The sequence below is a fragment of the Pseudomonas sp. FW305-20 genome (assembly GCF_058788075.1).
On sequence record NZ_JBYTAJ010000010.1, the window covers coordinates 17,093 to 38,386 of the forward strand.

General features: G+C 60.4%; 15 protein-coding genes. 2 read left to right on the top strand and 13 right to left on the bottom strand.

Annotated elements, in window-relative coordinates; genetic code table 11:
- Nucleotides 1–50: 50 nt before the first annotated feature.
- Nucleotides 51–503 (bottom strand): GNAT family N-acetyltransferase, encoded by a 453-nt coding sequence (locus AC3WP4_RS11030; RefSeq protein WP_074871556.1) that lies wholly within the window; start codon nucleotides 501–503, stop codon nucleotides 51–53.
- 170 nt (nucleotides 504–673) lie between these two features.
- Here AC3WP4_RS11030 and AC3WP4_RS11035 point away from each other — a divergent pair, with 170 nt between their 5' ends.
- Nucleotides 674–1,411: a substrate-binding periplasmic protein gene (locus AC3WP4_RS11035; protein WP_074871553.1), complete on the top strand. Its 738-nt coding sequence runs from the start codon at nucleotides 674–676 to the stop codon at nucleotides 1,409–1,411.
- A 143-nt stretch (nucleotides 1,412–1,554) separates the two neighbouring features.
- On the opposite strand, the gene yccS is transcribed toward AC3WP4_RS11035, so the two are convergent.
- The 9 genes from yccS to betI form a co-directional block, all read right to left on the bottom strand.
- A complete protein-coding gene (gene yccS / locus AC3WP4_RS11040) occupies nucleotides 1,555–3,738 on the bottom strand; it encodes a YccS family putative transporter (RefSeq protein ID WP_074871552.1) in 2,184 nt (727 codons plus the stop codon).
- A 287-nt stretch (nucleotides 3,739–4,025) separates the two neighbouring features.
- Complete coding sequence (locus tag AC3WP4_RS11045) at nucleotides 4,026–5,204, bottom strand: BaiN/RdsA family NAD(P)/FAD-dependent oxidoreductase (RefSeq protein WP_074871549.1); 1,179 nt, start codon at nucleotides 5,202–5,204, stop codon at nucleotides 4,026–4,028.
- A 132-nt stretch (nucleotides 5,205–5,336) separates the two neighbouring features.
- The gene (gene dbpA, locus AC3WP4_RS11050) at nucleotides 5,337–6,674 is read right to left on the bottom strand and encodes an ATP-dependent RNA helicase DbpA (RefSeq protein WP_232252256.1); all 1,338 of its coding nucleotides are present in this window, start codon (nucleotides 6,672–6,674) and stop codon (nucleotides 5,337–5,339) included.
- Between the two features lie 230 nt (nucleotides 6,675–6,904).
- A complete protein-coding gene (mdtD, locus tag AC3WP4_RS11055) occupies nucleotides 6,905–8,332 on the bottom strand; it encodes a multidrug transporter subunit MdtD (protein WP_102614910.1) in 1,428 nt (475 codons plus the stop codon).
- Between the two features lie 144 nt (nucleotides 8,333–8,476).
- Nucleotides 8,477–9,826, bottom strand: coding sequence for a TldD/PmbA family protein (locus tag AC3WP4_RS11060; RefSeq protein WP_102614909.1), 1,350 nt, complete (start codon nucleotides 9,824–9,826; stop codon nucleotides 8,477–8,479).
- Nucleotides 9,826–11,268, bottom strand: a complete 1,443-nt coding sequence (locus tag AC3WP4_RS11065) for a TldD/PmbA family protein (protein WP_074871540.1) — start codon at nucleotides 11,266–11,268, stop codon at nucleotides 9,826–9,828. Before AC3WP4_RS11065 ends, AC3WP4_RS11060 begins: the two co-directional genes overlap by 1 nt.
- Nucleotides 11,269–11,534: 266 nt before the next feature.
- Nucleotides 11,535–13,238, bottom strand: coding sequence for a choline dehydrogenase (gene betA, locus AC3WP4_RS11070; RefSeq protein ID WP_102614908.1), 1,704 nt, complete (start codon nucleotides 13,236–13,238; stop codon nucleotides 11,535–11,537).
- Nucleotides 13,239–13,455: 217 nt separating this feature from the next.
- Entirely contained in the window at nucleotides 13,456–14,928 is a 1,473-nt protein-coding gene (betB, locus tag AC3WP4_RS11075) for a betaine-aldehyde dehydrogenase (protein WP_074871536.1), read from the bottom strand.
- Between the two features lie 107 nt (nucleotides 14,929–15,035).
- Nucleotides 15,036–15,629 (bottom strand): transcriptional regulator BetI, encoded by a 594-nt coding sequence (gene betI, locus AC3WP4_RS11080; RefSeq protein WP_033060362.1) that lies wholly within the window; start codon nucleotides 15,627–15,629, stop codon nucleotides 15,036–15,038.
- Nucleotides 15,630–16,008: 379 nt separating this feature from the next.
- Here betI and AC3WP4_RS11085 point away from each other — a divergent pair, with 379 nt between their 5' ends.
- Entirely contained in the window at nucleotides 16,009–17,958 is a 1,950-nt protein-coding gene (locus AC3WP4_RS11085; RefSeq protein ID WP_229768770.1) for a BCCT family transporter, read from the top strand.
- A gap of 187 nt (nucleotides 17,959–18,145) precedes the next feature.
- Here the strand turns inward: AC3WP4_RS11085 and choV are convergent, their stop codons facing one another.
- The 3 genes from choV to AC3WP4_RS11100 form a co-directional block, all read right to left on the bottom strand.
- On the bottom strand, nucleotides 18,146–19,324 hold the full coding sequence (gene choV / locus AC3WP4_RS11090; protein ID WP_074871534.1) for a choline ABC transporter ATP-binding protein: 1,179 nt from the start codon (nucleotides 19,322–19,324) through the stop codon (nucleotides 18,146–18,148).
- The gene (gene choW / locus AC3WP4_RS11095; protein ID WP_074871533.1) at nucleotides 19,321–20,166 is read right to left on the bottom strand and encodes a choline ABC transporter permease subunit; all 846 of its coding nucleotides are present in this window, start codon (nucleotides 20,164–20,166) and stop codon (nucleotides 19,321–19,323) included. The genes choV and choW overlap by 4 nt, the downstream gene beginning before the upstream one ends.
- Before the next feature lie 77 nt (nucleotides 20,167–20,243).
- Complete coding sequence (locus AC3WP4_RS11100) at nucleotides 20,244–21,194, bottom strand: choline ABC transporter substrate-binding protein (RefSeq protein WP_076029477.1); 951 nt, start codon at nucleotides 21,192–21,194, stop codon at nucleotides 20,244–20,246.
- Between the last annotated feature and the right edge of the window lie 100 nt (nucleotides 21,195–21,294).

Genomic DNA, 21,294 nt, shown 5'->3' on the forward strand with positions numbered 1-21,294 from the left:
GACGCTCTGCGTCCCGGGCTGCGTTCCCATGCAGAGCGTGGGAGCGCTCATTACGGGCGGCGCATCCCGATATGCGGAATGCCATCCTCAAGAAATTCCTCGCCCGCCACCACAAATCCGTATTTAGCGTAGTACCCCTGCAAATGCGCCTGGGCCGAGAGATAGATCGGTACTTCAGGCCAGCGCTTTTCAGCCTGCTTCAACGCCTGTGCCATCAACTCATGCCCAAGCCCTGTACCGCGCGCTTGAGGGGCAATGATCACTCGCCCGATGACCACGTCACCCCCCTGTAACTCTGGGTCGAGCAGCCGCAGGTACGCCACCAGCCGATCCCCGTCCCAGGCCATCAGATGGCAAGTGTCACCTTCCAGATCCTGGCCGTCGATGTCCTGATAGACGCATTTCTGCTCAACGACAAACACTTCTGCACGTAGCTGCAGAATGGCGTACAGCTGCTCTTTGCCCAGATCGCTGTGGTGTTTGCAGACCCAATCGATTGTCATCTTCACACTCCCTTGAACATCGTCGCTCCGATACTAAGCGTCCAGGCGAAAGATGTCTGTATGGCAAAGAAATCTGTGACATAGGCCAAAATGCCATCATTCATTTCGCGCGGCGTTGTCTTGTTTGTGTAATCTGGGCTGGAGTGCCCCGCCCGCTAAGGATTTCTAGCATGCCGCAATTGCATCGAGCCTTTGCTTTGATTGGATTGCTGTTGCTGACTCAAGGCGCAGCAGCGGAAAAGCTGCGATTGGTCGCCGATGCCTGGCCACCCTTTACCGACGCCACGCTGGTCAACGGTGGGTTGGCCACGGACATCGTCAGCACAGCCCTGGCCCGGGCCGGTTATGCCAGCGACTTTGAACAAGTGCCTTGGGCGCGTGCCTTGATGGGGGTTGGCGAGGGGCGGTACGACGTGTTGGTCAACGCCTGGTACACCGACGATCGTACGAAGCTTGGCCAGTTTTCCGGCGAATACCTGCTCAATCGAGTGCGCTTTCTCAAGCGCAAAGACACGCCGATCGAATACAACAACCTGCATCAACTGCATACCTACCCAATAGCGGTGGTGCGCGGTTACGCCTATTCGTCGGCGTTCGATGACGACGTATCACTGCAGAAAGTCCCGGTGCACAGCTTTTCCATGGCTGTGCGCATGGTCGCCGCCGACCGGGTCAAGTTGACGCTGGAAGACGAGTACGTTGCGCGTTATTACCTGGCCAGGGAATCAGCCAAGGTGCGCAATGCGGTGGAGTTTTTGCCCAAGCCATTGAGCGAGAACAGCCTGCACATCCTGGTCAGCCTGAAGAACCCCAGGCATGAACAGATCGTCGCCGGTTTCGACCGCGAGATCGCGGCGATGAAAGTGGATGGGAGTTATCAGCGGTTGATGAAGCAGCATGGGATGTGAGGTTTGTGGTGGGGCTGATGGCCTCATCGCGAGCAGGCTCGCTCCTACATTAGATCTCTGCCGTACACAAAATCTGCACCCACAGCAGATCCACTGTGGGAGCGAGCCTGCTCGCGATGAGGCCGGCCCAGCCGCCACACCTCTCAATCCTTACTCGTTTCCTTGATAAGGTGCGCCGCCAACGTGCGCAATGGCCCAAGCTGACGGCAGATCAAGGCCAACTGCGTCTGCACCAGTCGCTGCCCTTCATCGATTTCGTCCGGCATCTGTTCAAGCTCATTGGCCAGCGCCTCTTCCTCATCGCTCTGAATCGCAATCGGCAGTTTGCTTGCCAGCCCTTGGGCAATTTCATCGATGCTGGCGGCCAGTCTCACCCCGGCACCGTCGATCAAATGCTCGCGCACGTCGGGCGGTAGCTGGGTTTCCCGGTGTGCGCCCAGTCCGGACAAATAACTGAGCAAGGTGTGCGAGAGCACCAGAAAGCGGAACCCGACATCCGCTTCCTTACGGAAATGCCCCGGTTCCATCAGCATGTTGGCGAGCGTCGTCGACAGGGCCGCGTCGGCGTTGTGCGCATTGCGTCGGGCCAGCCGATACGCCAGGTCGTCGCTTTTGCCGGCGGCGTATTGCTGCATGATCTGGCGCAGGTAAATGCTGTTGCACGTGAGGGTGTTGGCCAGCACTTTGTTCAGGCGTCGACCCTGCCAGTCCGGCAGGAAAAGGAACACCGCCAGCCCGGCGATCAGGCTGCCGAGCAAGGTATCGAACAGCCGTGGCAGGAACAACCCGTAACCATCCCCGACCTGGTTGAAGCAGAACAGCACCATCAAGGTGATCGCGGCCGTCGCCAAGGTGTAGCGGGTGGTGCGGTTGATAAAGAACACCACCCCGGCGGCGATCGCGAAGCACGATTGGACCAAGGGATTCGGAAACAGATCGAACAGCGCCCAGGCCACGGTCAGGCCGATGGCGGTGCCGATGATCCGCTGGCCGAGTTTGCGGCGGGTGGCGCCGTAGTTCGGTTGGCAGACAAACAGCGTGGTGAGGATGATCCAGTAACCCTGGGACGGGTGGATCAAATGCACCATCCCGTAGCCGATGCTCAAGGCCAGGGGCAAACGCAGTGCGTGACGGAACAGCAATGACGTTGGTGTCAGCTGCGTGCGTAACCGAATCCACACATCCTTGAGGTTGCGGGGCGAACGGTCGAGCAGGCTGCTGTCGGTGGCGTCCGCCAGGGCATCGGGGTTGCTGGCGTCGCTGAGCAAGCGGTCGAGCGTGCCGAGGTTGGCCGCCAGTGCCCGCAACGACCGCAACAGTCCGCGCCAGGCCGGGTTGCTCTGGATGCGCAGGTGTTCGAGGGAGGCGTGCAGGTCGCTCAGGGCTTCGGCGAAGTTGGCGTCATAGACGAACGGCTGGCGCATCTGGATTGACTCGGCCAGCGCCCGGCAGGCTTTGCCTTGCTGGCGCAGCAAGCGTTGGCAGCGGAACATTACGTCGCTATGAAAGAATGCATCGGCGAGGGCGTTGTAAGGGTAGTGCGAGGAACTGGCGCGTTCGTGGATGTCCTGGGCGAGGAAGTACAGCTTCAGGTAACGGCTGAGTTTCGAGCCCGGCCGGCCGTTGCCGACCCGGTGCAGGATGATTTCCTTGGCAGCGTTCAGTGCGGCCACGACACGGCCGTTTTGCTGCGCCAGTTCCAGTCGGCGCGCTTCCACGTCCATCTGCCGGATCGGCTCGAACAGCGACGATTTCAGCTTCAGGTACAAACCCAGTTCGCGGAACAATCGCGCCAGGCTTTGCTGCACCGGCTGATTGGAAAACATCGCCTGCCACAGCACCGAGAGCAAACCGTACCAGGCGGCGCCGGCCACCAGCAGCACCGGTTCGTGCCAGAAATCGATGACTTCGCCGCCGCGCTGGTCCACGCCGATCATGGTGTAGACCGACAGGATCAACGTCGCCGAGGCAATCGCGCCATAGCGTTCGCCCAAGGCGCCGAGCATGGTCAGGCCGAAACTGGCCAGGGCCAGGGCGATGACAAAAACGACGGGGTAGGGGAAGAGCAGTTCAACGGAGAGGGCGGCGACGCTGAAGCACACCAGCGTCACGGCCAGTGCGTTCAGGCGGCCTTGCCAACTGTCGTCGGTCTCGGCCAGGGCGCTGGCGATGATCCCGAGGAACAGCGGGATCAGCAGCCCCATTTCATCCTTGTACCAACACAGCGCCATGCTGCCGGTCAGGGCGATGAACACCCGCACGCTGTAGCTGAATTTATCCAGCGCCCAGAGGCGACGCAGAGACTGATTGAAGGGGGTCGATGACATGAAGTGCGAGGGCCTTCCGAGGCAATGACGCTAAATTGAGCCAGTAATGACGTCGACGCAATGGCGCCGATCACATCTGACAGCAAAATCTGTTCCTTACTGCTGGAGGTGTCAGGTCTGCATTGAATCCTGTGGCGAGGGAGCTTGCTCCCGCTCGGCGGCGCAGCCGTCGTAAATCCAGTGCATGGGTGTGTCAGACAAACGGTGATGGCAGGTTTTTGGCCTGCTGCGCAGGCCCGCGGGAGCAAGCTCCCTCGCCACAAAAGCTAGTCCCACATCGAGAAATGTCAGACGTACTGCGCAGCCGCGTAACCGGAGGCCCACGCCCACTGGAAGTTGAAACCGCCCAGATGCCCGGTGACGTCGAGCACTTCGCCAATGAAATACAGGCCGGGGCTTTTCAGCGATTCCATAGTCTTGGATGACACCTCGTTGGTATCGACGCCGCCCAATGTCACTTCAGCGGTGCGATAACCTTCAGTGCCGGCCGGCACCACTTTCCAACTCGCCAGTTTTTCGGCGATGTCGGCAATTTCCGCGTGAGTGTATTGCTTCATCGGTTTGGAGACGAACCAGTTGTCCGCCAGCAGGTTGGCCATCTTCTTGGTGAAGATTTCCCCCAGAAGGGTTTTCAGCTCGCTGTTCGGCCGTTCGGCTTGCTGCTGTTGCAGCCAGGTCGGCACGTCGTGGTCCGGCATCAGGTTGATCTCAACCGTGTCGCCGGATTCCCAGAACGATGAAATCTGCAAAATCGCCGGACCACTGAGGCCGCGGTGAGTGAACAGGATGTTCTCGCGGAAACTCTGGTCGTTGCAGCTCACCAGGCAATCCACCGACGTACCGGAGAGCTCGGTGCAAAGCTCCTTGAGCTGATCGGTGATGGTGAACGGCACCAGCCCGGCGCGGGTCGGCAGCAAGTCGTGGCCGAATTGTTTGGCCACCTGATAGCCGAAACCAGTGGCGCCCAGCGTCGGGATCGACAAGCCTCCCGTGGCGATCACCAGCGATTCGCAGGTGATCTGATCGAGGGTGGTTTGCAGCAGGTAGCCGCTTTCCATTTTCTCGATGTGCTGGATCGAGGTGTCCAGGTGCAGGCTGACGCCGACCTGATCGCACTCGTTGAGGAGCATGTCGAGGATGTCGCTGGATTTGTTATCGCAGAACAGTTGGCCGAGTTTCTTCTCGTGGTACGGCACGCCGTGCTTGGCGACCATGCCGATGAAATCCCACTGGGTATAGCGCGCCAGGGCGGATTTGCAGAAGTGTTCGTTTTGCGAGAGGAAATTGCCCGGTTCGGTGTACATGTTGGTGAAATTGCAGCGGCCACCGCCCGACATCAGGATTTTCTTGCCGGCCTTGTTGGCATGGTCGAGCAACATCACCTTGCGCCCGCGCCCGGCGGCGGTCAGCGCACACATCAAACCTGCGGCGCCAGCGCCAATGATCACGACTTCGGTAGAGCGCAAAACGGTGTCCTCACACAATGATCGTTCCCACGCTCTGCGTGGGAATGCCGCCATGGACGCTCTGCGTCCGCCGTTATGTGACGCGGAGCGTCACGGGATGCATTCCCACGCAGAGCGTGGGAACGATCATGATCAGAGGATACGAACGCGCAGCGAACGGCCTTTGATCTTGCCGTCATTCAGGCGCTGCAAGGCTTGCTTGGCGATCCCGCGTTCCACCGCCACATAGGCCTGGAAGTCGAAAATCGCGATCTTGCCAACCTGAGCGCCCGGAATACCGGCATCACCGGTCAGTGCGCCCAGAATGTCGCCCGGACGCACCTTGTCTTTACGGCCAGCGCCGATGACCAGCGTGCTCATCACCGGCAGCAGCGGTGCGCCGCCCTGGGATTTGAGGTTGTCCAGTTGATCCCAGCTCAACGGCGACTTCTGCAGTAGCTCGATGGCTTGGGCGCGGTGCGCTTCGGACGGTGCGACCAGGCTGATCGCAATCCCTTTCTCACCGGCACGACCGGTACGGCCAACACGGTGGATGTGGATTTCCGAATCACGGGCAAGTTCGACGTTGATCACCATGTCCAGCGCATCGATGTCCAGGCCGCGAGCGGCGACGTCGGTAGCGACCAGCACCGAGGTGCTGCGGTTGGCGAACATGGCCAGTACCTGGTCGCGGTCACGCTGTTCCAGGTCGCCGTGCAGGCCGACGGCAGAGATGCCTTTGGAGGTCAGGTGATCGACGGTTTCCTGAACCTGCTGCTTGGTGAAGCAGAAGGCGACACACGATGCCGGACGATGATGCGCGAGGACTTTGACCACGGCGTCCATGCGCTCTTCCGGGGAAATCTCGTAGAAACGCTGTTCGATCTGCGTGTCGTCGTGGAACGCCTCGGCCTTCACGATCTGAGGCGTGCGCATGAATTTCGCCGCCAACTGCTTGATACCCGTCGGGTACGTGGCGGAGAACAGCAGGGTCTGGCGACGCGCTGGGGTCTGGGCAATGATTTCTTCGATGGAGTCGTAGAAACCCATGTCGAGCATGCGATCGGCTTCGTCGAGGATCAGCGTGTTCAGGCCATGGAGCACCAGCGAACCTTTGCGCAAATGCTGCTGAAGGCGACCCGGGGTGCCGACGATGATGTGCGCGCCATGTTCCAGGGAGCCGATCTGCGGGCCGAAGGACACGCCGCCACACAGGGTCAGGACCTTGATGTTGTCTTCGGCACGGGCCAGGCGACGGATTTCCTTGGCGACCTGGTCAGCCAACTCGCGAGTCGGGCAGATGACCAGCGCCTGGCAACCGAAGAAGCGCGGATTGATCGGGTTCAACAGGCCGATACCGAAGGCGGCGGTCTTGCCGCTGCCGGTCTTGGCCTGGGCGATCAGGTCCATCCCCTTGAGGATCACCGGCAAGCTTTGCGCCTGGATCGGCGTCATCTCGGCATAACCCAAAGAGTCGAGGTTAGCCAGCATGGCGGCGGACAGCGGCAAAGTATTAAAAGCGGTGGCGATGGTGGTCACGGGACTGGCCTGCAAAACAAAATGTCGCGCAGTGTATCAGTCTCCGGCTCTGCACCTGCAATTTCTGGACGAGTAGCCGTAGCAACTGCCGAGGCACGAGGCTGCGTTGCGTGTCCGCAGGACCGCCCCAAGGGGTCGCTGCGCAGCCCAACGCAGCCTCGTGCCTCGGCAGCTGCTACAAGTCAGTGCTCTATATCGTGCTCGCGACTGACCGTCCGTCGGCCATCCTTGGGTGAAAGCTGGGAGAAGATGGTTGCCGCCAGCATCGCCATGATCCCGACCGTCACAAAGGTCAGCTGGAAGGCGACCAATACCGTGTCCGCGCCATCGTTGCCGACTTCTGCGGTGAAGCCGCCGAGCAAGGCGCCGGCACAGGCAACACCAAGGCTCAGGGACAATTGCGCGACTACCGACAGCAGGCTGTTGCCGCTACTGGCGCTGGCGTCGTCGAGGTCGATCAGGGTGACGGTGTTCATTGCGGTGAACTGCAAGGAGTTGATCGCCCCGAGAATCGATAGCATCACCAACAGCAGCCAGTACGGCGTTTGTTCGCTGACCAGCCCCATGCTCGCCAGCATCAGCCCCAGCGCCAATGTGTTGCCGGTCAGCACGATGCGATAGCCCAGGCGTTCGATCAGCGGTCGCGCCACCGACTTGGCGACCATCGCAGCCGCCGCCAGCGGCAGCATGCTCATCCCGGCCTGGGACGGCGAATAGCCCAGCGCCACTTGCAACAGTAATGGCACGAGAAACGGCAGGGCGCCGCTGCCCAGGCGGGCGAACAGGTTGCCGAGGATGCCTACGGCAAACGTCCGGGTCTTGAACAGTGACGGCGCGAACAGCGGATTATCGATGTGCCCGGCCCGCAACCAGTACGCCGCCAGACACGCCATGCCGCCGAACAGCAGCAACATCACCCGCAAGTGCGGCAGGTGCAATTCGCCCAGACCTTCCATGGCAACGGTGATCAGCACCATCGCCGCGCCGAACAGCAAAAAGCCCAGGCTGTCAAAGCGGGTGCGTTCGGTGCCGCGCAGGTCGGGGATGAATTTCCACACGGCGTAACAACCGACAGCGCCGACTGGCAGGTTGATCAGGAAGATCCAGTGCCAGGTCAGGTATTCGACCATCCAGCCGCCCATGGTCGGGCCGATCAATGGGCCGAGCAATCCGGGGATGGTGATGAAGCCCATGATCCGCACCAGCTCCGAGCGCGGGTAGGCGCGCAACACCACCAGTCGTCCCACCGGCAACATCAGCGCACCGCCCAGCCCCTGAATCACCCGCGCGCCAATCAACTGGCTCAGGGTGCTCGACAGGGCGCAGAGCAACGAGCCGAGGCTGAACAGCAGGATCGCGCTGAAGAAGATTTTCCGGGTGCCGAAACGGTCGGCGATCCAGCCCGAGGCGGGGATCAGCAAGGCGACGGTGAGCATGTAGGCGATGATCACGCCTTGCATGCGCAGCGGGTCTTCGGCCAGGTCTCGGGCCATGGCGGGCAGGGCGGTGTTGAGGATGGTCCCGTCGAGCGATTGCATGAAGAACGCAATGGCGACAACCCACGGCACCCAGCGGGCGGTGACAGCGTCGAGAGGCGGGCGGTTGGGCATGGGACCTCATTTGATTTAAACGACGACGATGATCGTTCCCACGCTCCGCGTGGGAATGCAGCCCGGGACGCTCCGCGTCCCTGCCGAAGCGGACGCGGAGCGTCCATTGAGGCATTCCCACGCAGAGCGTGGGAACGATCAGGGTCAGAGGGTCAAGGTCAATTTGCTGATCAGCGCCCCCGGCAACAACGCCGACGCCGTGGCCCGCTGGCTGTAGGTACTGGCCGACAACATCAGCTCGCGCTCCTCGGTCAATGCTTCCAGCTGCGATCCCAGCAAACTGTAGGCGCTGTCATCAAAACGCATGGTGCTCACCGGCGCCTGAATCTCGCCGTTCTCGACCCAGAAGGTCGCAAACCGTGTCATGCCGGTCAGGCGTGCCGCCGGCTGATCGGAGTAGTTCAAGTACCACAGGTTGCTGATGTACAAGCCCGTGCCCAATTGCTTGAGAATCTCTGCATCAGGCAACGTACCGGCGGCCATGTTCACTGCGCTTGGCATTTCACCGCCGCTGGCGCCGTTGGCGGTCAGGCCGTACTCGGCCGCACTGCGTGAACTGACCATCTGTGCGCCGGCCTTGCCGTTGATAATCAACCCCAGATCGCTGCGCGGATAACCTTCGCCGGAGAACGCCGGGCTCAACGAACCGCTGACCTTTTCATCCACCGACACCAACGGACTGAACGCACTGTCGCCCGCGTAAAGTTTTTGCAGCGGGCTGTTTTTGCTGGCAATCGACTGCGCCGAGAAACCGCCCCAGCCCAGCATGTCCATGATTTCCCCCAGGGCTGCCGGTGCCAGATAGGCGCGATACTGACCCGGCGCCAGGGTGTGTTGCGGTCTGCCGAGAAACGCCAACTGCTCGCGTGCCTGCGCAAAGCGCTTGGCAAAACCTTCGCTGTTCCAGTCGTGCCCGGCGTAACTGGCTTTCACCGCCTGGCCGTTTTCATGGACCAGACTGAAATCAAAGTTGAAGCTGTTGGCCTGATGCCAGCCGAACGCGCCCGAAGAACTGGCGAAACCACGGCTGATCGGGCCGGCGGCGTAGAAACCCACCAAATCCAGTCCTTCGGCGGCCTGAGTGATTTCAGAAACCACTTGCTCGGTGTCCGGCAGCGGATGCTCCTGCACATTCTTGCTCTGCCAGCCGTTGTGGTTGAGCAGCAGGTACGGATCCTGCGGCAACAGTGGCAAGGTTTCGCGCAACTGTTGCAGGCCTTCGGCCAGGCGCTGCACATCGACTTCGGCATCACCCGACAGCGTGATGTTCAGGTCGGCGTGGCGCCCCTCGTTGATCAGTTTGAAACCGACGCTCGCCTGCTGCACCTGCCCGGCCTGACGGACCTTGGCGTGGTTGAAGCGCACGAAGGCCGAGGACTCGGCGGCATAGCTGAGGGTGAATTGTTCCGGCTCGTGAATCGCATCGCGCAGCCAATCGACCAAGGCCTTGAATGCATCGGCCTGGTTTTTTGGGACGCTTTTAAAGTCAGTCATCAGGCAGCTCCCCCAAACACATCAACGTTGCTGAACACGCAGGCCGGCGAGGCATGGCCGACGCGGATCACCTGGTTCGGCTCGCCTTTGCCGCAGTTCGGCGTGCCCAGGACCTTGACGGAGTTGGCATCGCCGACGGCGCTGAGGCTTTTCCAGAACTGCGCGGAAATCGCCCGGTAGTTCGGGTTCTTGACCACGCCTTTGAGTTCGCCGTTTTCGATCAGCTGGCCCCATTCACAGCCGAACTGGAACTTGTTGCGGGCATCGTCGATGGACCACGAGCGGTTGGTGCTCATCAAGATGCCGTGCTCGATGTTGCCGATCATCTGCTCCAGCGGTTGATCGCCGGCCTCGATGTTCAGGTTGGCCATGCGATCGATTGGCGGACGGTTCCAGCTGCAGGCGCGGCTGTTGGCCACGCCCTCCATGCCCGCGCGAAACTGCGACAGCGCGCCGCCCAATGGACGCAGCAGCAAGCCTTCTTTAATCAGGAATTGTTTGCTCGCGGCCGTGCCGTCGTCGTCATGCCCGTAGCTGGCGAGCTGCTCGGGGATGTCCGGGTCGAAGGTTACGTTGAGCAGTTTGGAGCCGTATTGTAGGCGGCCAAAGTCTTCGGCCTTGACGAAACTGGTGCCGGCGTAATTGCGCTCGTCACCGAGGATGCGGTCCAGTTCCAGCGGGTGACCGATGGACTCGTGGATCTGCAGCATCATCTGGTCCGGCATCAACAGCAGGTCACGCGGGCCTTTCGGGGTGTTTGGCGCCAACAGCAATTGCAGCGCCTGATCGGCGATTTTCGGACCGGCGCCGACCAGGCCACAGCGGCTGATCACATCAAAACCGCCCTGTTGACCGAAGTTCTCGCGGCCCAGGGTTCGGGTCTGGCTGTCGTTGCCGTCGTAGGCGGTGACTTCCAGGCTCGGGTAGACGAACCGCTGGGCCTGGCGCAGTTCGGCGCCGGCGTTGCTAAGGTAGATCTGCTCGACGTTGGTGATGCCGATGCTCACTTCCCAGTTCACCAATCGTTCGTCCTTGGGCACGGCGGCGGACTCGGCGCCGAGCAGTTGGTAGCAATCGCTCAGGGACGGGAAGGGCTGGTCGAGGTTCGGCGAAAAGTAGTCGGCGCGGTCGCTGGAGACCACTTGCGCGCTCAGGTCGAGCAGGGCGTGGGGCTTGAGTCGGCGGGCTTGTTGCTCAGCCTTCTCCAGTGCGGCTTGCAGGCCGGATTGCGACAGGTCGTTGGTCGCGGCGTAGGCTTCGACGCCGTTGACCCGAACGGTCAGCATCGCGCCTTCGTCACGGCTCAGGCTCGGAGGTTCGGCGACATTCTTGCGCACCGACAGGTACTGGCCGGACTCGCGCACATAACGCAGCGAAAAGAATTCAGCGCCCGTGCGCAAGGCAGCAAAACGCTGCTTGAGCTGGGGATGGAAATCGAACATTCGGGAACCTCCTTGGTATGGAGTGGCGGTGTATCGATGTCGCGAGGGGGGTGAAACGTTTGCGTGGCGCTAGATTAGGCCGGTGCGGGGGGTAGGATCAAGCGCGGAGCGGTGTAGGAAAGGATTACCGAGAGATGTGTGGTGTTTGTCAGGGCCCCATCGCGAGCAGGCTCGCTCCCACATGGGTTTTTGGTTTGATCGCACATTTGCAATCCAACCCGAAACCTGTGGGAGCGAGCCTGCTCGCGATTGGCCGTGACGCGGTTTTACTGAGCAGTCAGGCTCACATCCCGCAACGGCTTGCCACGCACCGGCGCATCGCCAGCCACGAAGTAGACAGCCTTGCTACGTGGCAGCGGCTTGCGACCACGGATCTTGTCGGCGATTTTCTCGGCGATCATGATCGTCGGCGCGTTCAGGTTGCCGGTGGTGATGATCGGCATGATCGAGGCATCGACCACGCGCAGGGCTTGCATGCCATGCACACGACCTTCGCCATCGACCACGGCCATTTCGTCGGTGCCCATCTTGCACGAGCAGGACGGGTGGAACGCGGTTTCGGCGTGTTCGCGGATGAACTTGTCGAGCTGTTCATCGGTTTGCACGTCGATGCCCGGGCTGATTTCGCGGCCACGGAAAGCGTCCAGTGCAGGCTGTTGCATGATTTCACGGGTCAGGCGGATGCCGTCGCGGAATTCCTGCCAGTCCTGCTCGGTGGCCATGTAGTTGAACAGGATGCTCGGGTACTCGCGCGGGTCCTTCGACTTGGCTTGGACCCGACCGCGGCTCGGCGAACGCATGGAACCCATGTGCGCCTGGAAACCGTGCTCTTTCACACCGTTGCTGCCGTTGTAGTTAATCGCGACCGGCAGGAAGTGGTACTGGATGTTCGGCCAATCGAATTCCGGACGGGTACGGATGAAACCGCCGGCTTCGAACTGGTTGCTGGCGCCGATGCCGGTGCCGTTGAACAGCCACTCGGCACCGATGGCCGGCTGGTTGTACCAGAGCAGCGACGGGTACAGCGAGACCGGTTGGGTGCAGGCGTATTGCAGGTACAACTCGAGGTGATCCTGCAGGTTCTCACCCACGCCCGGCAGATCGTGGACCACCGGGATGTCGAGTTTTTTCAGCAGTTCGGCCGGGCCGACGCCGGAGCGTTGCAGGATCTGCGGCGAAGCGATGGCGCCGGAGCACAGCAGCACTTCTTTGCGGGCGCGGGCTTCAACGCGCTCTTCAGCGGCGCCGATCAGGTAACGCACGCCGACCGCACGCTTGCCTTCGAACAGGATCTTGTCGGTCAGGGCGTGGGTGACGATGGTCAGGGTCGAGCGCTTCTTGGCGATGTCCAGGTAACCGCGAGCGGTGCTGGCGCGACGGCCGTTCGGCGTCACGGTGCGGTCCATCGGGCCGAAGCCTTCTTGCTGGTAGCCGTTCAGGTCTTCGGTACGCGGGTAACCGGCCTGCACGCCTGCTTCAACCATCGCATGGAACAGCGGGTTGTTGCCGGCTTTGGGCGTGGTCACGCTGACCGGACCGTCGCCACCGTGGTAGTCGTTCGGGCCGATGTCGCGGGTTTCGGCCTTGCGGAAATACGGCAGGCAGTTCAGGTAGTCCCAGTCTTCCAGGCCTGGCAGTTTGGCCCAATTGTCGTAGTCCATCGCGTTGCCGCGGATGTAGCACATGCCGTTGATCAGCGAAGAACCACCCAGGCCCTTGCCGCGACCGCATTCCATCCGGCGACCGTCCATGTGTGGCTCTGGATCGGTTTCGTAGGCCCAGTTGTAGCGACGGCCTTGCAGCGGGAACGCCAGGGCGGCCGGCATTTGCGTGCGGAAATCCATGCGGTAGTCAGGGCCGCCTGCTTCGAGCAACAGGACGGTGACGCCTTCGTCTTCAGTCAGACGGGTCGCCAGGGTGTTACCGGCCGAGCCGGCACCGATGATGATGTAATCGAATTCTTGGGACATTGAATGCACCCTCTTTGAAGTTGGTCAGGTCGCGGTCGCCGATGCACCACTTGATTGTGGCGAGGGAGCTTGCTCCCGCTCGGCTGCGCAGCAGTCGCAAGTCAGCGACCGTGTTCTGTCTGAATGAGCGCGGTGTCTGAAGTTGGGGCCGCCTCGCAGCCCAGCGGGAGCAAGCTCCCTCGCCACAAAAGGCCCCAGCCTCAGGTTCCGCGTCAGATCAGAAAACCGAGGCGTAATCGCCCAGTTCGACCTGTACCGATTTGATGCGTGTGAAGTTGTTCAGCGAGCTGATGCCGTTCTCACGGCCCACGCCCGACTGCTTGTAGCCGCCGACCGGCATCTTGGCGTCGGACTCGCCCCAGGCGTTGATCCAGCAGATACCGGCTTCCAGTTGATGAATCACGCGGTGAGCGCGGTTCAGGTCCTTGGTGACGACGCCGGCGGCCAGGCCGAACTCGGTGTCGTTGGCGCGACGGATCACTTCTTCTTCGGTTTCGTAGGTCAGGATGCTCATCACCGGGCCGAAGATTTCTTCGCGAACGATGGTCATCTCGTCGGTGCAGTCGGTGAACACGGTCGGAGCCACGAACGCGCCTTTGGCGAACTCGCCTTCGGTCAGACGGCTGCCGCCGCACAGGACGCGAGCGCCTTCTTCCTTACCTTTGGCGATGTAACCCAGCACGCTTTCCATGTGGGCGAAGCTGACCAGCGGGCCGAAGTTGGTGTTCTCGTCTTCCGGGTTGCCGACACGAATGCGCGCAACGCGCTCAACGATCTTGGCTTCGAACGCAGCTTTCAGGTGGCTCGGCACGAACACGCGAGTGCCGTTGGTGCAAACCTGACCGGAGCTGTAGAAGTTGGCCATCATGGCGGTGTCGGCGGCGCGATCGAGGTCGGCGTCGTCGAAAATGATCAGCGGGGATTTGCCGCCCAGTTCCATGGTCACGTCTTTGAGCGACGAGGCGGAAGCGCTGGCCATGACCTTCTTGCCGGTGTCGGTGCCGCCGGTGAAGGAGATCTTTTCGATGCGTGGGTGTTCGGTCAACCAGGTGCCGACTTCACGGCCGCTGCCGGTCAGTACGTTGAACACGCCAGCCGGAACGCCGGCTTCGGTGTAGATCTCGGCCAGTTTCAGCGTGGTCAGGGAAGTGACTTCGCTTGGCTTGAAAATCATCGCGTTACCGGCCGCCAGGGCAGGTGCGGATTTCCACAGGGCGATCTGGATCGGGTAGTTCCACGCGCCGATACCGGCGACAACACCGAGCGGCTCGCGACGGGTGTAGACGAACGAAGTGGTGCGCAGCGGGATTTGTTCGCCTTCGATAGCCGGCACCAGACCTGCGTAGTACTCCAGCACGTCAGCGCCGGTGACGATGTCGACGTACTTGGTTTCGGAGAACGCCTTGCCGGTGTCCAGGGTTTCCAGGGCGGCCAGTTCATCGTTGCGCTCACGCAGGATGTCGACGGCACGACGCAGGATGCGCGAACGCTCCATGGCGGTCATCGCAGCCCAGATTTTCTGGCCCTTTTCGGCGCTGACTACAGCGCGTTCAACGTCTGACTGGGTCGCACGCTGTACGGTTGCGAGGACTTCACCGTTAGCCGGGTTGATGGCTTCGAAAGTGGCGTCGCTGCTGGCGTCACTGTAGCCGCCATCGATGTAGAGTTTTTGCAGTTCGAAACGGGCCATAAAGTCCTCGCAAGTGCATAAGTGGTTGGCGTTGGTCTCCGGGCGTGCCGTGTCGCATTGGCGGCGCTGGTCGGTGACGGTTCAGGTGCCGAGCGGTTCTGTGTGCTCTAACTCACCTGCTTGGCCAGTTGGAAATCCATGTATTCGTAAGCGATCTGGTGCGCCTGCCCGGTGTCGAAAGCATCTCCCGACAGCGCGCCGCGCAACCACAAACCGTCAATGAGGGCTGCCAGGCCGCGGGCTGCACTGCGCGCATCATCGAGCGGCAACACACGGCGGAACTGGCAGCACAGGTTGGAATACAGACGGTGATCGTTGATCCGCTGCAACCTGTGCAAAGACGGGTGGTGCATGCTGGTGGCCCAGAAGGCCAGCCAGGTTTTCATTGCCGGGCCATTGACCTGGCTGGCGTCGAAGTTGCCTTCGATAATCACCTGAAGGTGCGCCCGCGGGCTGCTGTCTTCCAGCGCCTGGCGACGCGCGGTGACGTTCTCGCTGAGGACACTCATCAGATACTGCGCGGTGGCCGCGATCAGGCCGTTCTTGTCCTGAAAATAGTGACTGATGATGCCATTCGAGACACCGGCCAAACGGGCGATCAGCGCAATGCTGGCGTCCCCCATGCCGACCTGATCGACCGCCTGTAGCGTGGCTTCGATCAACTGCTGGCGGCGGATGGGTTGCATACCGACCTTGGGCATCTTGCACATCTCCTTAGGCCTTCCGGCAGACGCGAAACGTCTATCGGTTTGAAGGCCAGTCTATTTTGTTTTGATTGAACGTTCAATCAACAAAGAATAAGATCTGCGACAATTCGTCGCTACCTACAGGTTTTTCCTACATGTAGTTGGCGGAAAAACGACATCTGAAAATGCTCGAAACCCACACGCTCACGCGTTCAGGGGTTTCGGGCTTTTTTCGGGCTGTCTTTATATCACCCGCTGGTCGGCTGCCAACTAACCGAATGGTCGGGTAACGCGTTGCCTTGTGTTTTTCTCTCGCACTGCCTGGAGCATCTGTGCCATGAGTTCCGCCTCTCTAATAAAGACCCCACCCGAGAAGGTGACGGTCAACGGTTGGGTGTTCTACACCTCTACCGCGTTGATCCTGTTGTTGACCGCCATTCTGATCATCGCCCCGCAAGAGGCCGGCAGAATGCTCGGCATTGCCCAGGCCTGGTTGTCCCGCAGCTTCGGCTGGTACTACATGGTGGTGATCGCCGCGTACCTGGTTTTTGTGGTCGGCCTGGCGTTTTCGTCCTACGGCAAGCTCAAGCTGGGCAGCAAGGACGATACCCCGGATTTCAGCTACGGCGCCTGGGCGGGGATGCTGTTCTCGTCGGGTATCGGCATCTCGCTGCTGTACTTCGGCGCTTCCGAGCCGCTGGACCACTACTTCAATCCGCCGGAAGGCGTGGCCGGTAGCAACTTGGCTGCACGTCAGGCCGTTCAGCTGACGTTCCTGCACTGGGGCCTGCACGGCTGGGCGATCTATGCATTGGTCGGCCTGGCCGTTGCTTACTTTGCTTACCGTCACAACCAGCCGCTGGCATTGCGTTCGGCGCTGTATCCGCTGGTGGGCGAGCGTTGGGTCAAAGGCGCCGCCGGTCACGCGGTGGACGGCTTCGGCATGTTCGTGACCCTGCTGGGTCTGGTGACGAACCTGGGGATTGGTTCGCTGCAAGTGTCGTCGGGGCTTGAAAACCTGTTCGGCATGGAACACAGCAACACCAACCTGCTGATCGTGATCATCGTGATGAGCACCGTAGCGACCATCGCGGCGGTGTCTGGCGTGGAAAACGGCATTCGCCGCCTGTCTAACCTGAACATCGTGCTGTTCAGCGGTCTGCTGATTTTCGTGCTGTTGTTCGGCCCGACCCTGCACCTGCTCAACGGCTTCGTGCAAAACATCGGCGACTACCTGAACGGCGTGGTGCTGAAGACCTTCGACCTCTATGTGTACGAAGGCGACAGCGAGAAGTCTGACCGCTGGTTGGGCCTGTGGACTTTGTTCTACTGGGCCTGGTGGATTTCCTGGGCCCCATTCGTGGGTATGTTCATCGCGCGTATTTCCCGTGGGCGCACGGTGCGTGAACTGGTCGCCGGTGTGTTGCTGATTCCTCTGGGTTTCACCCTGGCATGGCTGTCGATCTTCGGTAACTCGGCCCTGGACCTGGTGATGAACCATGGGGCGGTGGAACTCGGCAAGACGGCGCTGGAACAGCCGTCGATGGCGATTTACCAACTGCTTGAGCATTACCCGGCGTCGAAGATTGTGATCGGCGTGTCGATCTTTGTCGGCTTCGTGCTGTTCCTGACCCCGGCGGATTCCGGTGCGGTGATGATGGCCAATCTTTCGTGCAAGGGCGGTAACGTCGACGAAGATGCGCCGCATTGGCTGCGGATCTTCTGGTCGGCGGTGATCACGCTGGTGACCATCGGCCTGCTGTTCGCCGGTAACTTCGAAGCCATGCAAACCATGGTGGTGCTGGCGGGGCTGCCGTTCTCGGTAGTGCTGGTGTTCTTCATGTTCGGCTTGCACAAGGCCATGCGCCAGGACGTGCAGATCGAACAGGAACAAGCGGAACTGGCGGCGCGTGGTCGTCGTGGTTTCAGCGAGCGTCTGACCCAGCTGGATCTGCAACCGAACCAGTCGATCGTTCAGCGTTTCATGGACAAGCGCGTCAGCCCGGCGCTGGAAGACGCGGCTGTGCAATTGCGTGCTCAGGGCCTGGATGTGCAGACGTTGCTTGGCAAGGCCAAGCGCTGCATGGGCGTGCGGATCGAGATGGAAGAGGGCAACCCTTTTGTCTACGAAGTAAGCCTGGACGGCTATCTGGCGGCGGCGAGTGACACGGTGTCGGCTGAAAGTGCCGATGAACCGCGCGCACGTTACTACCGCGCCGAGGTGTACCTGCACAACGGCAGCCAGGATTACGATCTGATGGGCTTCACTCAGGATCAGATCACCCGCGACGTGCTCGACCAGTTTGAAAGCCATCGGCAGCTGCTTGGCCGGGTTTATAGCTGAGGTGTGATTCAAGATCGTTCCCACGCTCTGCGTGGGAATGCCTCCTGTGTCGCTCCGCGTCACGCGGCTAGGGACGCAGAGCGTCCCGGGCTGCATTCCCACGCAGAGCGTGGGAACGATCAATACCCCAATATCCCGCAAACAAAAACGCCGCGATCTCTCGCGGCGTTTTTGTGTCTGCTGTTTCTTACCCCAGGTTCTTGCCGAGCAGTGCGTGATACAGCTCGCTGTCGCCAAGAATCCCGACAACCTTGTTGTTGTCGTGCAGCACCAGCTTGTTACCCGTCTGATAACGAATCTGCAGCGCGTCGCGCATGCCGATGTTCGAATCCACCAGCGTCGGCCGACGGCCCAGCCCTTCAACGGCTTGCCCAGGGATCCAGTTCTGCAGGTCCAGACTCGCGCCGTTCTGGCGTGCGCCTTTGATGGTGTTGCCTTCAGCCAGGTCCAGCCAGGAATCGCCACCCGGATCCAGGCATACCGAACCGTTGATACGTTTGCAGTTGTCCAGGGTGCGCATCAGGCTGCGACCGCACAGTACGTTCAGCGGATTGGTGTGGGCGACGAAGGTGCGCACGTAATCGTCCGCAGGGTTCAGCACGATTTCTTCCGGCTTGCTGTACTGAATGATCCGACCGTCTTTCATGATCGCGATACGGCTGCCGAGCTTCAGGGCTTCATCGAGGTCGTGACTCACGAAAACGATGGTCTTGCTCAGCTTGCGTTGCAGTTCCAGCAGTTCGTCTTGCAGGCCTTGGCGGATCAGTGGGTCGAGTGCCGAGAACGGTTCGTCCATCAGCAGGATGTCGGCGTCCATCGCCAGGGCACGGGCCAGGCCCACGCGTTGTTGCATACCACCTGACAGCTCGTTGGGTTTCTTGTTACGCCATTGGGTCAGGCCCACCAGCTCAAGTTTTTCATCGACCAGTTTTTTCCGCTCTTTCTCCGGACGACCCTGCATTTCCAGACCGAAGCTGATGTTCTCGCGAACGGTCAGCCAAGGCATCAGGGCGAACTTCTGGAACACCATCGCAATGCGCTTGGTGCGCATCATTTTCAGTTCTGCCGGGGTGCAGGACGCGATGTCGATCTGCTTGCCTTCGTGCTCGACGAACAACTTGCCGCGGCTGACGGTGTTGAGGCCGTTGATGCAACGCAGCAAGCTGGACTTGCCGGAGCCGGACAGGCCCATCAGTACGCAGATTTCACCTTTTTCGACATCCAGGCTGGCCTTTTCGACGCCAACGATCTGCCCGGTCTTTTTCAGGATCTCGTTACGGGTCATGCCTTGGTCGAGGAGTTTCAAGGCCTCGCGCGGGTCTTTGGAGAAGATTACGTCGACGTCTTCGAAGCGAATAATGCTCATGCGTCACCCCCTACTTTGGCTTCGGGTTGTTTGCAGATACGGTCGAGCATGATCGCCAGCAGTACGATCGCCAGGCCTGCTTCGAAGCCCAGAGCGATATCAGCAGTGTTCAGTGCGTTGACCACGGGTTTGCCCAGGCCATCGGCGCCCACCAGTGCCGCAATCACCACCATCGACAACGACAGCATGATGCACTGGGTGATACCGGCCGCGATGCTTGGCATGGCGTGGGGCAGTTCGATTCGCGAGAGCAGCTGACGTCGCGAGCAGCCAAAGGCCTTGCCAGCGTCCATCAATTCTTCCGGGACATCGCGAATACCCAGGTAAGTCAGGCGGATAGGTGCGGCAATCGCGAACACCACCGTAGAAATCAGACCCGGGACCACACCCAGACCGAAGAGGGTCAGGGTAGGAATGAGGTACACGAAGGTCGGCACGGTCTGCATCAGATCGAGCACCGGCCGCATCACTGTGTAGAACATCGGTTTGTGCGCAGCGACGATGCCCAACGGCACGCCGATCAATACGCACACCAGGGTGGCGAACAACACCTGGGCGAGGGTTTCCATGGTTTCCTGCCAGTACCCCAGATTGAGGATCAGCAGGAAGGAGGCGACGACAAAAACGGTCAGGCCCCATTTGCGTTGAATGAAGTGTGCCAGTAACGCGATAAGGCCGATCAATGCCAGCGGGTTGAACCAGGTCAGCGCGAAAGTCACGCCGTGGATCATCGTTTCCAGTGACACGGCGATTGCGTCGAAGGTGTTGGCGCCGTTTTGCGTCAACCATTCAACGAAGCCCGCAATGTACTGGCCTAAAGGTATTTTCTGATCAATCAGCATGGTAGTGAACGTCCGCATGCAAGGAAATAAACAGCCCGGGCGAGCGAACTCGCCCGGCGTAAGCGATGCTTCCTAATTCAAGGCTGCGCGAGCTTGGTTTTCACGGCCTCCAGGCCTGGTTTACCGTCAATGGTGGTTACGCCAGCGAGCCAGGTATCGAGCACCTGTGGATTCTTTTTCAGCCAGGCCTTGGCGGCCGCGTCAGGCTTCATTTTGTCGTCCAGGACGTTGCCCATTAGCGTGCTTTCCATGTCGAGGGTGAACACCAGGTTTTTCAGCAACTGTCCAACGTTGCTGCATTCCTGTGCGTAGCCCTTGCGGGTGTTGGTGAAGATGGTTGCCTGGCCGAAGTTCGGGCCGAAAAAGTCGTCGCCGCCGGTCAGGTACTTCATCTTGAAACGCGTGTTCATCGGGTGTGGTTCCCAGCCCAGGAACACCACGGCGGTGTTGCGGCGCTGGGCGCGATCGACTTGCGAGAGCATGCCTGCCTCGCTGGATTCGACCACCTTGAAGCCGGCGTCTTTCAAGCCGAAGGCGTTCTTGTCGATCATGCTCTGGATCAGGCGGTTACCGTCGTTGCCTGGTTCGATACCGTAGATCTTGCCGTCGAGTTCTTTCTTGAACTTGGCGATGTCGGCGAAATCTTTCAGACCTTTGTTATACAACTCTTCGGGGACGGCGAGTGTGTATTTTGCGTTTTCCAGATTAGCGCGCACTGTCTCCACGGTACCGGCATCGCGGTAGGCCTTGATGTCGTTTTCCATGGTCGGCATCCAGTTACCCAGGAACACGTCCATGTTCTTGCCATCGGCCAGGGACTTGTAGGTCACCGGAACGGAAATCATCGTGGTTTTGGTCTTGTAGCCAAGGGCCTCGAGAACGACGCTGGTAGTGGCGGTGGTGACGGTAATGTCAGTCCAGCCGACATCTGAGAAGTTTACGGTGCTGCATTGGGCCGGTTCTGCGGCTTGAGCCAGAAACGGCAGACTCAGCATGGCGGCCAACAACAACGACGGGGAACCTTTCATAAAGGGCGACTCCTTGGTGTTTTTTTTGGCAGTGTTCCGACTGGACCACCGCACTTATAGGTTGCGGTTGGATGGCGTTTTGGAGACATCTCTACCACGG

What these genes read in the sequence shown, in the direction of transcription:
- AC3WP4_RS11060 (WP_102614909.1), bottom strand. Translation starts at nt 9,826, where the DNA reads ATGACTGACTTTAAAAGCGTCCCAAAAAACCAGGCCGATGCATTCAAG.
- mdtD (WP_102614910.1), bottom strand. Translation starts at nt 8,332, where the DNA reads ATGCCCAACCGCCCGCCTCTCGACGCTGTCACCGCCCGCTGGGTGCCG.
- betA (WP_102614908.1), bottom strand. Translation starts at nt 13,238, where the DNA reads ATGTCCCAAGAATTCGATTACATCATCATCGGTGCCGGCTCGGCCGGT.
- yccS (WP_074871552.1), bottom strand. Translation starts at nt 3,738, where the DNA reads ATGTCATCGACCCCCTTCAATCAGTCTCTGCGTCGCCTCTGGGCGCTG.
- AC3WP4_RS11100 (WP_076029477.1), bottom strand. Translation starts at nt 21,194, where the DNA reads ATGAAAGGTTCCCCGTCGTTGTTGTTGGCCGCCATGCTGAGTCTGCCG.
- dbpA (WP_232252256.1), bottom strand. Translation starts at nt 6,674, where the DNA reads ATGCTGGCTAACCTCGACTCTTTGGGTTATGCCGAGATGACGCCGATC.
- AC3WP4_RS11065 (WP_074871540.1), bottom strand. Translation starts at nt 11,268, where the DNA reads ATGTTCGATTTCCATCCCCAGCTCAAGCAGCGTTTTGCTGCCTTGCGC.
- AC3WP4_RS11030 (WP_074871556.1), bottom strand. Translation starts at nt 503, where the DNA reads ATGACAATCGATTGGGTCTGCAAACACCACAGCGATCTGGGCAAAGAG.
- choW (WP_074871533.1), bottom strand. Translation starts at nt 20,166, where the DNA reads ATGCTGATTGATCAGAAAATACCTTTAGGCCAGTACATTGCGGGCTTC.
- choV (WP_074871534.1), bottom strand. Translation starts at nt 19,324, where the DNA reads ATGAGCATTATTCGCTTCGAAGACGTCGACGTAATCTTCTCCAAAGAC.
- betI (WP_033060362.1), bottom strand. Translation starts at nt 15,629, where the DNA reads ATGCCCAAGGTCGGTATGCAACCCATCCGCCGCCAGCAGTTGATCGAA.
- AC3WP4_RS11035 (WP_074871553.1), top strand. Translation starts at nt 674, where the DNA reads ATGCCGCAATTGCATCGAGCCTTTGCTTTGATTGGATTGCTGTTGCTG.
- betB (WP_074871536.1), bottom strand. Translation starts at nt 14,928, where the DNA reads ATGGCCCGTTTCGAACTGCAAAAACTCTACATCGATGGCGGCTACAGT.